The 14,537-nt window shown below is 59.9% G+C and carries 12 protein-coding genes; 5 read left to right on the top strand and 7 right to left on the bottom strand.

Features of this window, described 5'->3' with window-relative positions:
• From AGR2A_RS22350 to AGR2A_RS22335, 4 genes are all read left to right on the top strand, one after another.
• Positions 1-1,611, top strand: a complete 1,611-nt coding sequence (locus AGR2A_RS22350) for an ABC transporter substrate-binding protein (protein ID WP_006698417.1) — start codon at positions 1-3, stop codon at positions 1,609-1,611.
• Between the two features lie 93 nt (positions 1,612-1,704).
• Positions 1,705-2,655: an ABC transporter permease gene (locus AGR2A_RS22345; protein ID WP_072493128.1), complete on the top strand. Its 951-nt coding sequence runs from the start codon at positions 1,705-1,707 to the stop codon at positions 2,653-2,655.
• Positions 2,655-3,509 carry an ABC transporter permease gene (locus AGR2A_RS22340; protein ID WP_004445444.1) on the top strand — a complete coding sequence of 285 codons (855 nt, stop codon included), beginning with the start codon at positions 2,655-2,657 and terminating at the stop codon, positions 3,507-3,509. Before AGR2A_RS22345 ends, AGR2A_RS22340 begins: the two co-directional genes overlap by 1 nt.
• Positions 3,506-5,161, top strand: coding sequence for an ABC transporter ATP-binding protein (locus tag AGR2A_RS22335; protein ID WP_072493129.1), 1,656 nt, complete (start codon positions 3,506-3,508; stop codon positions 5,159-5,161). The genes AGR2A_RS22340 and AGR2A_RS22335 overlap by 4 nt, the downstream gene beginning before the upstream one ends.
• Positions 5,162-5,409: 248 nt before the next feature.
• On the opposite strand, the gene AGR2A_RS22330 is transcribed toward AGR2A_RS22335, so the two are convergent.
• Entirely contained in the window at positions 5,410-5,886 is a 477-nt protein-coding gene (locus AGR2A_RS22330) for an Lrp/AsnC family transcriptional regulator (protein ID WP_004445447.1), read from the bottom strand.
• A 229-nt stretch (positions 5,887-6,115) separates the two neighbouring features.
• Between AGR2A_RS22330 and AGR2A_RS22325 the strand changes: the two genes are divergently transcribed.
• Entirely contained in the window at positions 6,116-7,441 is a 1,326-nt protein-coding gene (locus tag AGR2A_RS22325; protein ID WP_022562877.1) for an NAD(P)/FAD-dependent oxidoreductase, read from the top strand.
• 62 nt (positions 7,442-7,503) lie between these two features.
• Here AGR2A_RS22325 and AGR2A_RS22320 read toward each other — a convergent pair whose 3' ends face one another.
• From AGR2A_RS22320 to AGR2A_RS22295, 6 genes are all read right to left on the bottom strand, one after another.
• Positions 7,504-8,439: an ABC transporter substrate-binding protein gene (locus AGR2A_RS22320; protein ID WP_072493130.1), complete on the bottom strand. Its 936-nt coding sequence runs from the start codon at positions 8,437-8,439 to the stop codon at positions 7,504-7,506.
• Between the two features lie 128 nt (positions 8,440-8,567).
• Positions 8,568-9,506, bottom strand: a complete 939-nt coding sequence (locus AGR2A_RS22315) for an ABC transporter substrate-binding protein (RefSeq protein WP_004445450.1) — start codon at positions 9,504-9,506, stop codon at positions 8,568-8,570.
• Positions 9,507-9,528: 22 nt separating this feature from the next.
• Positions 9,529-11,334 carry an amino acid ABC transporter permease/ATP-binding protein gene (locus AGR2A_RS22310; RefSeq protein WP_072493430.1) on the bottom strand — a complete coding sequence of 602 codons (1,806 nt, stop codon included), beginning with the start codon at positions 11,332-11,334 and terminating at the stop codon, positions 9,529-9,531.
• A 13-nt stretch (positions 11,335-11,347) separates the two neighbouring features.
• Positions 11,348-11,902 (bottom strand): GNAT family N-acetyltransferase, encoded by a 555-nt coding sequence (locus tag AGR2A_RS22305; protein ID WP_072493131.1) that lies wholly within the window; start codon positions 11,900-11,902, stop codon positions 11,348-11,350.
• 21 nt (positions 11,903-11,923) lie between these two features.
• A complete protein-coding gene (locus tag AGR2A_RS22300; protein ID WP_072493132.1) occupies positions 11,924-13,111 on the bottom strand; it encodes a M20 aminoacylase family protein in 1,188 nt (395 codons plus the stop codon).
• A 78-nt stretch (positions 13,112-13,189) separates the two neighbouring features.
• Entirely contained in the window at positions 13,190-14,530 is a 1,341-nt protein-coding gene (locus tag AGR2A_RS22295; protein WP_072493133.1) for an LLM class flavin-dependent oxidoreductase, read from the bottom strand.
• Between the last annotated feature and the right edge of the window lie 7 nt (positions 14,531-14,537).

The following is a 14,537-nucleotide window of genomic DNA, read 5'->3' as shown; positions in this document are numbered from 1 at the left end:
ATGAGTGACAGGATTTCAAACTGGACCCGCTCCGATGATGCTGCCGTTGAACAGGCGATACGCCGCGGCGCCACACGGCGCGAACTGCTTCACATGATGCTGGCGGGCGGCGTGGCCCTTTCCGCCGGTTCGGCGATCCTCGGCCGCGCGTCGCAAGCCGTGGCGGCTACCCCGGTTTCCGGCGGCACGCTGAAGGCGGCGGGCTGGTCGGCCTCCACTGCCGATACGCTGGATCCGGCCAAAGCCTCGCTCTCGACGGATTATGTCCGCTGCTGCGCGCTCTACAACCGCCTGAGCTTTCTCGACATTTCCGGCACGCCGCAGATGGAGCTGGCCGAATCGATCGAATCCAAAGACGCCAAGACCTGGACCGTGAAACTCCGCTCAGGAGTGACCTTCCACGACGGCAAGGCGCTGACCGCCGACGACGTGGTCTATTCGCTGAAGCGCCATCTCGATCCAGCCGTCGGCTCCAAGGTTGCCAAGATCGCGGCACAGATGACCGGCTTCAAGGCCGTCGACAAGAGCACCGTCGAGATTACGCTGGCCAGCGCCAATGCCGACCTGCCGACGATCCTTGCCATGCACCACTTCATGATCGTAGCGGACGGCACCACCGATTTCTCCAAGGGCAATGGCACCGGTGCCTTCAAGCTCGAAAAATTCGAGCCGGGGGTACGCTCGATCATGGCGAAGAATACCAATTACTGGAAATCCGGCGGACCGCACGTCGACAGCTTCGAGTTCTTCGCGATCTCGGACGATAATGCCCGTGTCAACGCGCTTCTCTCCGGTGATATCCAGCTCGCCGCCGCCATCAACCCGCGCGCGCTCCGTCTGCTCGACAAGCAGGAGGGCGTTGTCCTGTCGAAGGGAACGTCCGGCAACTACACCAATCTCAACATCCGTCTTGATCAGGCCCCCGGTAACAAGGCCGATTTCATTGCCGGCATGAAGTCGATCGTCAATCGCGAGCAGATCGTCAAGGCGGCCCTGCGCGGACTTGGGGAAGTGGGGAACGACCAGCCGGTGCCGCCCATGAGCCCCTATCACAATCCGGATCTGAAGCCGAAAGCCTTCGATCCCGAAAAGGCGAAGTTCCACTTCGAAAAAGCCGGCGTCATTGGCCAGTCCATCCCGGTCATTACCTCCGACGCGGCGAACTCGGCCATCGACATGGCGATGATCATCCAGGCTTCGGCTGCGGAAATCGGCGTCAAGCTGGACGTGCAGCGCGTTCCCGCCGACGGCTACTGGAGCAATTACTGGCTGAAGGCCCCGATCCATTTCGGCAACATCAACCCGCGTCCGACGCCCGACATCCTGTTCTCGCTGCTTTATGCATCGGACGCGCCGTGGAACGAAAGCCAGTACAAGTCGGAAAAATTCGACAAGTTGATGCTGGAGGCGCGCGGCCTGCTCGACATGGAGAAGCGCAAGCAGATCTACTTCGAGATGCAGACGATGATCGCCGACGAAGCAGGCACCATCATTCCCGCCTATCTCACCAATGTGGACGCAATCTCCTCCAAGCTGAAGGGGCTGGAAGCCAATCCACTCGGCGGCATGATGGGTTACGCCTTCGCGGAATACGTCTGGCTCGAAGCCTGATAAACCATGGTGCCTGGCGTGAAACAGCGCCCGGCAAGCTTTCCCCAAGATGCGGGAAGCCTCCACCATCAGGCAGGTTGCAGGAGCATGTGAATGAACAGCCGGATATTATCCCTTGTCGCCAGGCGGCTGGTCGTCATGCTGACGACGCTGCTTATCGTCTCATTTATCGTCTTTTCAGCCACCAGCCTGTTACCCGGCGACACCGCGACGATCCTCCTCGGCCAGGCGGCGACGCCTGAAGCCGTTGCCGGCCTGCGTACAGCCATGCATCTCGACGATCCCGCCCTGCTGCGTTTCATCCGTTGGCTTTTCGGCCTGGTGCGGGGAGATCTCGGCACGTCCTATGCCAATAACATGGCGATTGCCGATCTCATCGGCCCGCGTTTCATCAACTCCATGAAGCTGGCTGGCATCACGACCATCATCGCCGTGCCGCTGGCGCTGACGCTCGGCATCAGTTCCGCCATGCTGCGGGGAACGCTTTATGACCGGGCCGTCACCGTGCTGACCATCGGCGTCATTTCGGTGCCGGAATTCATGATCGCGACGCTCGCGGTGCTGCTTTTTGCCGTTTACCTGAAATGGCTGCCGGCGCTATCGCTCGTCAGCGAAGTGCACACGCTTTTCGATGTGCTGCGTGTTTACGCCATGCCCGTCATCACCCTGACCTTCGTTGTCTCCGCTCAAATGATCCGCATGAGCCGCGCCGCCGTTATCGAGACACTCGACACGCCCTATGTCGAAATGGCGCTGCTGAAAGGTGCGCCGCGCATGCGCATCGTGCTGCGCCACGCGCTGCCAAACGCGCTCGGCCCCATTGTCAACGCGGTGGCGCTCTCGCTCTCCTATCTTGTCGGCGGTGTTATCATCGTCGAGACGATCTTCAATTATCCCGGCATCGCCAAGCTGATGGTCGATGGCGTCGCCACCCGCGACCTGCCGCTGATCCAGACCTGCGCAATGATCTTCTGCGTCGGTTATCTCCTCCTCATCACGACGGCAGACATCGTCGCCATCATGTCCAATCCGAGGCTGCGCTGATGGCCGATCATGTCAAAACAACTTCGGGGACCTCGCGTTTGGGTTACAAGATCAACGCAGTCGGCGTTTTCGGCTTTCTCGTCATCTTTCTCTGGGCCATGGTTGCGATCTTCGCGCCATATCTCATTCCGCATCCGGTCGGTGAAATCGTCGATTTCGATTATTTCGGGCCGATGACATCAGAGCTCTGGCTCGGTTCGGACTATCTCGGTCGTGACGTGCTTTCCCGTATTCTCATGGGCGCACGTTTCACGGTCGGCATTTCGCTGGCAGCGGTCGCCATCGCCTGCACCTGCGGCGTTGTGCTCGGCATGTGCGCCGCCGTCATCGGCGGCTGGTTCGACGCCGCGCTCAGCCGGTTTCTCGATGCGGTGAATTCCATTCCAAGCAAGCTTTTCGGCCTCGTGGTCGTCGCCGCTGTCGGTTCGTCCATTCCGGTATTGATCGTCACGCTCTCGGTCATCTACACGCCCGGCGCCTATCGTTTTGCGCGCGCGCTTGCAGTCAATGTCAACACAATGGATTTCGTCACAGTGGCGCGTGTTCGCGGCGAGAGCCTCTTTTATCTCATCGGCTCCGAAATTCTGCCGAACATCATCCGGCCCGTGCTTGCCGATCTCGGCGTACGGTTCGTGTTTATCGTCCTGCTTCTTTCTGGCCTTTCCTTCCTTGGCCTCGGCCTGCAGCCACCCAATGCCGACTGGGGTGCGCTGGTGCGCGAAAACATTGGCGGCCTGCCTTTCGCGGCCCCCGCGGTCATTTTTCCGTCACTGGCCATTGCAAGCCTGACGATCAGCGTGAACCTGCTGATCGACAATCTGCCGCAGAAAATTCGCGACAGGAGCGAAGCATGAACAATCTCGTTGAAATCCGCGGATTGAAGGTCGAGGCAACCACCGATTCAGGCCGTCGCATCGATATCATCAAGGGCGTCGACATCGATATCGCCGATGGCGAAATCGTCGCACTGATCGGCGAAAGCGGCTCCGGCAAGACCACCATCGCCCTGACGCTGATGGGTTACGCCCGCCCCGGTTGCCGCATTTCCGGCGGCAGCGTCAAGGTGGCGGGTCAGGATATGGTGCAGCTTTCCGAAACAGAGCGCGAAAGGGTCCGCGGCACACAAGTCACTTATGTCCCGCAAAGCGCTGCTGCCGCCTTCAACCCGGCACAGAAGATCATAGATCAGGTCATCGAAGTCACCCGCATCCATCACCTGATGCCGCCGCAGGAAGCCCGTGCACGCGCGGTTGAGCTCTTCAAGGCGCTCTCATTGCCCAACCCGGAAACCATCGGTGACCGTTATCCGCATCAGGTCTCCGGCGGTCAGCTTCAGCGCCTCTCCGCGGCCATGGCGCTGATCGGCAATCCAAAGCTGGTGATCTTCGACGAACCGACCACCGCACTCGACGTCACGACCCAGATCGAGGTCCTGCGCGCCTTCAAATCGGCAATGCGTAAGGGCGGCATCGGAGGTGTCTATGTGTCACACGATCTCGCCGTCGTTGCCCAGATCGCCGACCGGATCGTGGTGCTGAAAGGCGGCGAGGTACAGGAAACCGGCACCACCAGGGATATTCTCGAAAATGCGCAGCATCCCTACACAAAGGAATTGCTGACGGCATTTCATGACAAGGTCCGCGCGGTCGCCCCGCCAACGCAGGAGCGGGCAGCACCGTTGCTGGATATTGAAAATCTGATCGCTGGATATGGCACCAAGGGCGACGACAGGATGCCGCTCGTGCGCGCCGTGGATTCCGTCAGCCTTTCGGTCTATCCCGGTCGCAATCTCGGTATCATCGGCGAATCCGGCTGCGGAAAATCGACACTGGCACGCGCCATTGCCGGCATTCTTCCGGCGGCAGGCGGCCATGTCATTTTCGAAGGCAAGGAGCTGGATGCCGATGCCCGCCATCGGACAAGCGACCAGCTGCGCCGCATGCAGATCGTTTTCCAATATGCCGATACCGCGCTTAACCCTTCGAAACCGATCGAGGATATTCTCGGCCGGCCGTTGACCTTTTATCACGGCATGAAGGGCAAGGCCCGGGATGCGCGGGTCGATCAGCTTCTCGACATGGTGAAGCTGCCGCGCTCGGTGCGCCACCGTCATCCCTCAGGCCTGTCAGGCGGGCAGAAGCAGCGCGTCAATTTCGCCCGGGCGCTGGCCGCCGAACCATCACTCATCATCTGCGACGAAATCACCTCGGCGCTGGACACCGTGGTTGCCGCCGCCATCATCGATCTTCTCGGCGAATTGCAGCGGGAGCTGAACCTCTCTTACATCTTCATCAGCCACGATCTCTCGGTGGTGGAGACCATCTGCGACGAAATCGTGGTGATGTACGCCGGCAAGAAGGTGGAGCATCTGGAGACGGAAGCCATAAAATCGCCGACGCATCACTATTCAAAGCTGCTCTTCTCTTCGGTACCCAAACTCGACCCGACATGGCTCGACAATCTTCAGCAGGATGCAGAGCTGGTGCGGGCGTTTTCCAAGCGGTGAGCTGCTGAAAAACAGTAAGGCGTTGCAAAAACCTGGGTGATTACCAAAGAGGATTGAGACGCTGTCCTCCGTCATGCCGAACTTGATCCGGCATCCAGCCACGGCGCGTCTGCCCCGTGAGAAGAGTCTTTTGCAATCAAGGACTTGATCGCGCTGGACCCCGGATCAAGTCCGGGGTGACGGAGTGTAAGTGCAACCCCCTGTCAAACCCATCGGTTCTGCGGACGTCTGATGTACTACCTCTCACTTCAAAGCGGAAACAGGCTGGTCAGCGGCATATGCGATTTGATAATCGGCGATTTCAGCACCACGAAGCTGAAATATTTGTCGATGCCCACGTCCATATCGGTCAGCCTTTCCATGATCGACTGATATTCGACAATGCCCGACGTGACGAATTTCAGGAGGTAGTCGTAACCGCCGGAAACGAGATGGCATTCCACCACCTGGTCGATTTTTTCAACGACCCCGAGGAAGCGGGCGAAATCGATCTGGCGATGATTCTTGAGTGTGATCTCGGTGAAGACCGTCAGCGTCTGGCCGAGTTTGTTGATGTTGATCTGCGCCGAATACCCCTCGATATAACCTTCCGACTGGAGCTTCTTCACCCGCATCAGGCAGGGGCTTGGCGAAAGATTGACAAGTTCCGCCAGCTCGACATTGGTGATGCGACCGTTTTTCTGAAGTTCATAGAGAATCTTGATATCGATCCGGTCAAGTTTCATCACGTGCGGAACCCCTTTTGTTTTTTCAGACACGCGGCATAAAATTCTGGCGCGGCAATTGAAATCTTACCACATGGACGCGCGCTGTCGACGCAACGATGTTTTTTTCATTCAGCAGAAAGAGTTGCAGAGAGGTCTGCGAACAGCAGGAAATTCCGACAGAGAGCCCAGTCTGGCAACGTTTGCGCGCCGGCCAAGGTAAATTAGGACGACTATAAGGAGCCAGACCATGCCCGCCCCGCTGCAACAGATAACGACATCGCCGGACCTGCCGAAAGCGGCTGACGCCGTCATCATCGGCGGCGGCATCGTCGGCGTATTCGCTGCTTATTACCTCGCGCAGCGCGGCCTGAAAGTCGCCCTTGTCGAAAAAGGTCTTATCGGCGCCGAGCAATCCAGCCGGAACTGGGGCTGGTGCCGGCAGCAGAACCGCGACGCAAGGGAATTGCCGATTTCGACGCAGAGCCTTACGCTCTGGGAACGATTTGCGGCCGAAAGCGGCGAGAACACCGGCTTTCGCCGCTGCGGGCTGCTTTACCTGAGCGACAACGAGGCCGAGCTTGCTGGATGGGCGCGCTGGCGCGACTTTGCCCTTACTGCCGGCGTGACGACCCATATGTTGAGCGCAGATGAGGCGAGCGAGCGTGGGCATGCGACCGGAAAACGCTGGAGGGGGGGCGTTTTTTCACCGACCGACGGGACAGCCGATCCTTCCATGGCGGCCCCCGCCGTAGCGCGTGCCATCATGAAGCTGGGCGGCACGGTACATCAGAACTGCGCCGCGCGGGGCCTTGAGACGGAAAATGGTCGCGTCAGCGCCGTCGTTACCGAAAAAGGAACCATCCGCACGAAAACGGCGATCATGTCCGGCGGCGCCTGGGCCTCTTCATTCTGCCGCCAGCTGGGCATCCGTTTTCCACAGGCTTCGGTTCGGTCCTCTATTCTCGCCGTTACGCCCGGCGCGGAAGGTCTGCCGGATGCGCTGCACACTGCCGCCGTCTCGGTAACGAAGCGGAATAATGGGGGCTATACGCTCGCCATCAGCGGGCTTGGACGCATTGACCCGACGGCGCAGCAGGCGCGGTTTGCGCGTGAGTTCGTGCCGATGTTCCTCAAGCGCTGGCGCAGTCTCAGGCCGGGCGGCCTGGAAGGCGTTCGCGGCGGCCATGAGTCACTGAAAAACTGGCGGCTCGATGCGCCGACCCCCATGGAAAGGGTTCGCATTCTGGATCCGAAACCGAATGCGGCAGCGATCCGCGAAACCCATGAAAGAGCTTTGCAGCTCCTGCCTGCTCTGCGCAAAACGCAGGTTTCGACCACATGGGCCGGCTTTATCGACAGCACACCGGATGGCGTACCTGCCATTGGTGAAACCATCGAATTGCCCGGCTTCATCCTCGCCGCGGGCTTCAGCGGCCATGGTTTCGGCATAGGTCCGGGAGCGGGCCACCTCATTGCCGATATCGTCACTGGCGCCAGCCCGATCGTCGATCCCGCGCCTTATCATCCCAGCCGTTTTAACAGCTCGGCCTGGGGCAAGGTCGCGGATTTCTGACGGACAAATACCCGCGGGGCTGACCCAGCGGGTATTGCAGTCCGCCGCATCTCATCTGCAGGTCAGCTTTTCGGCAGTCCGGGAGGATTGGTCCGCGATTCCGGCAGCGCCTCTTCGGAAAGTTGCCAGCGGTCGAGAATTTTCGCATAGGCACCACTCTTGATCAGGTCGTTGGTGGCGAGTGTCAATGCATCGGCCAGTCCCGAACCCTTGCGGGTGGTGATTGCAACGTCGGAACGTTCCGGCCATCCGGCGGAAAGGGTTCCGACACGCTTGATTGTCTTGTCGCGTGCGGCGGTGAAAACCAGCTGGGCATGCGGCTGAACGATTACATCCGCCCGCCCTGCCGAAAGGGCTACAAGCCGCGTTGCTTCATCGTCGTAATATTGCAGCTCGATCGGCTTCAAACCGGCGGCAACGTTCTCGTCGCTCCATTTCAGCAGGATACGCTCCTGAAAGGTGCCGGCGCCGACGATGATACGCAGCCCCGCCGCATCCTTCGGCTCCCTGATAGCGCTTATGCCACTGTCGGACTTGACGAAGAAGCCGTGGAGACCCTGCCGGTAGGTGGAGAAGTCGAACTTTTCCTTGCGCTGCTCCGTGACACCTACATTCGAGATCACCGCATCGTATTTGCCCGACGCGAGCCCCAGCGGCCAGTCCGCCCAGGCGACCGCCACCAGTTCCAGCTCAAGCCCGAGACTGTCGGCAACGGCGAGCGCATAATCGGGATCGGCCCCTACGACAGTCTTGGCATCGGTTGCATAAGTGGCCAGCGGCGGGCCGCCCGGTGAAACGGCCACGGTGAATTTGCCTGGTGAGACGAACCGGAAATCCTTCGGGATGGCGGCAATGGCGCCGGCATCCTTCTCGACCCTGACACGCCCAGGCTGATCCGGCGACAGATCGAAGACATCATCTGCGAAAGCAGACGCGAAGCCGGCAAAGGAAAGAAAGGCGCCGAGCGTGACGGAGGTCAGGCGAAAGGTGAAAGTCATTGGTGTTTCCCGATATTGATCGCGGGACGGAGGTAGCGCGGGCGGGAGGAGGCCCGCGCTACCGGCTGAGTGATGTCCCACCTTCAACTCAGCTTTTTCGGCAACTTGGCTGTCAGCGATATGCCTTCTCAGCTCTTGGGCAGACCGGGCGGGTTTGTGCGGGATTCGGTGATGGCCTCCGAGCCCAGATTCCAGCGGGCGAGCACCTTACCGTAGTTGCCGTTCTTGATTTGGGCATTCAGTGCGGCAGTGATGGCTTCGGCAATACCGGCGTCCTTTTTCGAAGCGACGGCGATTTCCGCCGCTTCGGGCCAGCCGCCGGAGAAGGTGCCGACGAGCTTCGTCTTCTTCTGGCTTGCCGCCTGGAAGGCAGAGGTGGCATTGGGGCCAAGATAGGCATCCGCGCGGCCGGATTGCAGGGCGACATCAAGCACCGCCTGGTCGTCGTAATATTGTACCTCGGTGTCGGCCAGGCCCTTGGCTTTGTTGTCCTTGATCCACTTCAAGAGTATCTGCTCCTGATTGGTGGCCGCGCCGACGATCACCTTCAGCCCGGCGACATCCTCGGGCTTGCCGATTGACGTGACCTTGCTGTTGTTGCCCACGTAAAAGCCCAGCAGGTCATTGCGATAGCTGGAGAAATCGAACTTTTCCTTACGGGCCTCCGTCACCGTTATATTAGACGTCACGGCGTCATATTTGCCTGATGTGAGACCGAGCGGCCAGTCGGCCCAGGCGATGGGGACAAGCTGAAGTTCAAGTCCAAGGCTGTCGGCGACGAGCTGGGCAATATCTGGCTCCACGCCGATCGGCGTCTTCGTGTCGCTCGCATAATCCACCAGCGGCAACCGGAAAGGTACGGTCGCAACCGTCAGCTTTCCATCGGCAACGAACTTGTGGCCGGCAGGCAGAAGCTTGATCGCCTCCTCCACCTTTTCTGCGCGAACGCGACCCTTCTGCTCCGGCGACAGGTCAACCTCCTGCGCATGCGCTGCCGGGATGAGCGCGGCAGTGGCCGTGAAAAGACCACCGGCGAGCAGGGATAATAATTTCGATGAAAAAGCCATGTGAGTGTTTCCTTTTTGTTGATTAGAGAACTTTGGCGAGGAATTCGGCTGTGCGCGGATGCTCGGGATTATTGAACACCTTGTCAGGCGTGCCCGTTTCGAGAATCCGCCCCTGCTCCATGAAGATCACCCTGTCGGAAACTTCGCGGGCAAAACCGATCTCGTGCGTGACGATGATGAGGGTGACGCCGGACCGGGACAGTTCCTTGATGACGTCAAGCACCTCGTTGACGAGTTCGGGATCAAGCGCCGAGGTCGGCTCATCGAACAACAGCACCTTTGGCCGTAGGGCAAGCGCCCGCGCAATCGCCACGCGCTGCTGCTGGCCGCCTGAAAGCTGACGCGGATAGGCTCCGGACTTTTCGGCAAGACCGACGCGAGCCAGAAGATCCCTCGCCTCCGCCTCGGCCTGCTCCTTCTTGATGCCGCGAACCACGACCGGCGCTTCGGCTATATTTTCCAGTGCGGTAAGATGGGGGAAGAGGTTGAAGCTCTGAAAAACCATACCCACTTCAACGCGTCGCTTGAGGATCTCCCGCTCCTTCAGCTCGTAGAGCGTGTCGCCTTGCTGGCGATATCCGACCAGTTCGCCGTCAATGGCAATGAAGCCATCATCCACGCGTTCCAGGTGATTGATGGAGCGCAGCAGGGTGGACTTGCCGGACCCGGACTGGCCGAGAATGGTGGTGACACTGCCCGCCGGAATGGAAACGGTGACATCATCAAGGACTTTCAGCGAGCCGAAAGACTTCGAAACACCGTGAATATTGACCGAACCACCGCGATTTCCGAGCTGGAAACTACCGGTCCTGACGGCGGCCGGCCGTTCGGCTCTAGCGTCCGCAGGCGCTGGTGCCTCCACCGCTTCAGGCAAGGGCCGGCGCGGCCGGATTGTGCGGTAGAGCGTTGCAAATAGTGAGGGCGGAGGGTTGCGCAGCGCGCCACGCGAAAAGTGCCGCTCGATGTGATGCTGGACGATGGAAAGCGCGGTCAGGATCACCAGATACCAGACGGTGGCAACCATCAGCAGCGGGATCACTTCCAGATTGCGGCGATAGATGATCTGGATCGTATAGAATAGCTCGGGCAGCGCGAGGATATAGACCTGCGACGTTCCCTTTGCGAGGAGAATGATCTCGTTGAAACCATTGGGCAGAATGGTTCTCATCGCCTGCGGTAGCACGATGCGCGAAAACTGCCGGCGGCGCGGCAGGCCAAGCGAGGCCGCCGCTTCGAGCTGACCTTGTTCGACTGATAGGATGCCGCCGCGCACGATCTCCGATGAGAAAGCCGCAGCATGTAGCGTCAGTCCGAGCACCGCAGCCGCAAAGGGCGTCATGAGCTGCGTCATGTTCCAGCTGAAGAAGTTGATACCGGTATAGGGAACGCCGATCGTGACGGTCTCGTAGAGATAACCGAGATTATTGAGGATCAGCAGCAGCACAATCAGCGGAATGGAACGGAATATCCAGATATAGGTCCAGGAGATCGCGACAAGCAGGGGAGACCCCGAAACGCGGGCAAGGGCGAGAACGGTGCCGAGCACGAAACCCAGAAAAGCCCCAAGCGCCGTCAGCAGCAGCGTCCGGCCTAGCCCCACAAGCACCGGTTCGGCGAAAAACCATTCCGCAAATACATTCCAGCCCCAGCGTGGGTTACCGAAGACGGAATGCAGGACGGCCGCGATGATGAGAACCGCAAGAACGGTGCCCGCCGTACGCAGTGGATAGCGGGCAGGAACGACGCGGAAATGCGCGTAACCGTCCCTGACCGGCTCGCCCTTGTGTTCACTCACCGAGACATTCGGAAAATCGGAAGCTATCGTCATCGGAAAAGGCCTTTCACGGATGAACTGGAGAGAGTTGCGGCCGCGCGGCCGAAAGCGATGCGCCATCCCTGATGGGCGCAGAAGCTTCAGACAGCCATTTTTCAAAAGGCAGGGACTTGATCGTCTCGGGATCGGCCGCGGTGTCGAACAGGGCGCGGTAGCCGTTGGTCAGATAAAGACCGACCGCTTCTGGCTGACGGAAGCCGGTGGTCAGATAAACGCGACCGTAGCCCTGACGGATCGCCTGCAGCTCCAGTTCACGCAGCACAAGTTTCGCGAGCCCCTGCCTGCGATGGGCGGAGTGTGTCCAGACGCGCTTGAATTCTGCCGTCTCGTCGTCGTAGCGCATGAAAGCCCCACCGGCGATCGCCTTGCCGTCACGCAGGAGCAGCAGGAAGTTGCCAGATGGCGGGCTGAAGGCCTCAGGCGGATATTTGTTGAGCTCCGCCTTGGCCCCTTCCGCATTGAAAAATGTGCCGTAGCGGCTGTCATATTCGAACAGCAACTCCTCAAGAAGCGGCGTCGCGAGCGGATCCTTGACCGATGTGTAGAAAAAACTGTCGCTCATGTCCTTGTCCCAAATTTTGCGTCAGGAGAGGTAGTCTTCCGCCAGACGCACCCAGAAGCGCGCCGCAGGCGCGATGATCGTATCGTTGAAATCGTAGTGAGGGCTGTGCAGCGGCGCGCTGTCGCCATTGCCGACGAAGAGATAGGAACCAGGCCGCTCCTGCAGCATGAAGGCGAAATCCTCGCTCGCCGTTCTCGGCTGAAAGTTCTCGGCGATCTGTCCTGGCGGGAAGTTCCGTCTGGCGACATCTTGGGCGAAAGCCGTCTGCACGGCATGATTGATGACGGGCGGAAAACCCCGTGCATAAGCAACCTCGGCCTTTGCGCCAAAGCTTTCCGCCTGCGCCTTTGCCAGCGCCGGAAGCCGCTCCTCCAGCCTGTCGCGCACGACCGGCGAGAAGGCGCGTGCAGTGATCTGCAGTTCGACGCTCTCGGGAATAACATTCGAAGCCGTCCCGCCATGAATGGAACCAACCGTCAGCACCGCCATCTCGCGCGGATCGACATTGCGTGAAACGATGCTTTGCAGCGCGGTGACGAAGCTTGCCGAGGCGAGAACCGGGTCGACCGTTTCGTGCGGCGCTGCCCCGTGTCCGCCCCTGCCGACAATCCGCACCTTCGCCTTGTCGACGGAGGCCATTGCAGGACCTTCAACGAAACCGAACTGGCCCGCCTCGACACCCGGCCAGTTATGCAGGCCAAAGACGGCGTCGACCGGAAAGCGTTCGAACAGCCGGTCCTTTATCATCGCCCTCGCGCCGGCGCCGATTTCCTCGGCGGGCTGGAAGATCAGTGTCAACGTGCCGGAAAAACTCGAGGTTTCGGCAAGATAACGGGCTGCTGCGAGCAGGATGGTCGTATGGCCGTCGTGACCGCAGGCATGCATGACGCCCGGCGTGTCGCTGGCATAGGCAAGGCCGGTTTCCTCGGCAATGGGCAGCGCGTCGATATCGGCGCGAATACCGAGGCGTTTTTCGCCATGGCCGCGCTTGAGGGTCGCCACGACGCCATGGCCGCCGACGCCCTCCGTCACCTCATATCCGAAGGACAGAAGATAACGGGCGATGAGAGCGGCCGTGCGTTTCTCCTTCAGCGAGAGCTCCGGATGCCGGTGGAGATCGCGCCGGATGGCGATGCTCTCCTCGATGAAGGCAAGGATTCCCCGTTCGGCGTCGTCCTGCGGACGCGCGCCGTCAATGTGGATGTTCATGGTTCTATCTCCTGCACGACCCTTTACGCGCCGCGTCCTGAAAGTCTGCGCCGGCCGGATCGCCCTCCGGCCGCGATCTTATGCGATGGCCTTGTCCGAACCGCTATCGCCGCGGGCGTAGACGCTTTCCCGGAAAGGCAGCCCGAGATGGTCGCGCAGCGTCGCCCCGTCCAGATGCGGATCGAAATAGCCCCGCCGCTGCAGCACAGGAATGACAAGGCGGATGAAATCATCCAGCCCTTCGGCGATCACGGGAAAACCGAGAATGAAGCCGTCCGCAGCGTCGTGCTCCACCCAGCGGATGATTTCGTCAGCCACCTTGTCCGGTGTGCCGATGAAGCCCTCACGCGGGGTCGCCGCCTCCAGTGCAGCCTCACGTAGCGTCTGGTTCTTTTCCTTGGCGCGACGCTTGATGCGGTCGGTCGTTGAACGGAAACTGTTCTTGCCGATATCGCCCAGGTCAGGGAAAGGCTCATCCAGCGGATAGACGCTGAAATCATGATGATCGAAGAAGCGGCCGAGATAGGCGAGCGCCTCCTCGATTGTGATGAGGTTGCGGATAACGTCGTATTTCGCCTCCGCTTCTTCCTGGGTCTCGCCGACAATCGGTCCGATACCTGGGAAGATCTTCACATCGGCAGCGGACCTGCCCTGCGCGACGGCACTCTGCTTGACTCGCTTCAGGAAGGTCTGGTTTTCCTCAAGTGAAGCGGAATTGGTGAAGACCGCATCAGCGTGCTTGCCCGCAAGACCGATGCCGGCATCGGATGAGCCGGCCTGAAACACTACCGGCTGCCCCTGCGGCGAACGCTGGATGTTCAAGGGGCCTTCCACCTGGAAAAAGCGGCCCTTATGGCCGAGGGTGTGAAGTTTGGTGCGGTCGAAAAATTGTCCCGTCTCACGGTTGCGCACAAAGGCATCATCGTCCCAGCTGTCCCACAGACCCTTGATGACTTCGAGATATTCGTCGGCAATCTCATAACGCAGCGCATGTTCAGGATGATTGCGGCTGTAGTTCTTCGCCGTGCCTTCGAGAGGTGTCGTCACCGCATTCCATCCGGCGCGGCCACCGCTCAGGAGATCGAGCGAAGCAAACTGGCGGGCGATGGTGAAGGGGTCGCTATAGGAGGTCGAAACGGTTCCGGCGAGACCGATCTTCGAGGTCACCGCGGCCAGCGCTGAAAGGATCGTCAGCGGCTCGAACCGGTTGAGGAAATGAGGGATCGACTTTTCGTTGATGTAAAGCCCGTCCGCCACGAAAGCGAAGGCGATACCGGCCGCCTCCGCCTTCAACGCATTCTTCCTGAAAAACTCGAAATTGACGCTAGCGTCAACTGGGCTTTTGGGATGCCGCCAGGCGTTCATATGCCCGCCGGGGCCCTGAAGCATGATGCCGAAACGGATTTTCTTTCTCGTCATGTCATTT

The organism is Agrobacterium genomosp. 2 str. CFBP 5494, assembly GCF_900013495.1.
GTDB lineage: Bacteria > Pseudomonadota > Alphaproteobacteria > Rhizobiales > Rhizobiaceae > Agrobacterium > Agrobacterium pusense.
The sequence above is the reverse complement of the archived record's forward strand: the minus strand, read 5'-3'. Positions and strand labels throughout refer to the sequence as shown.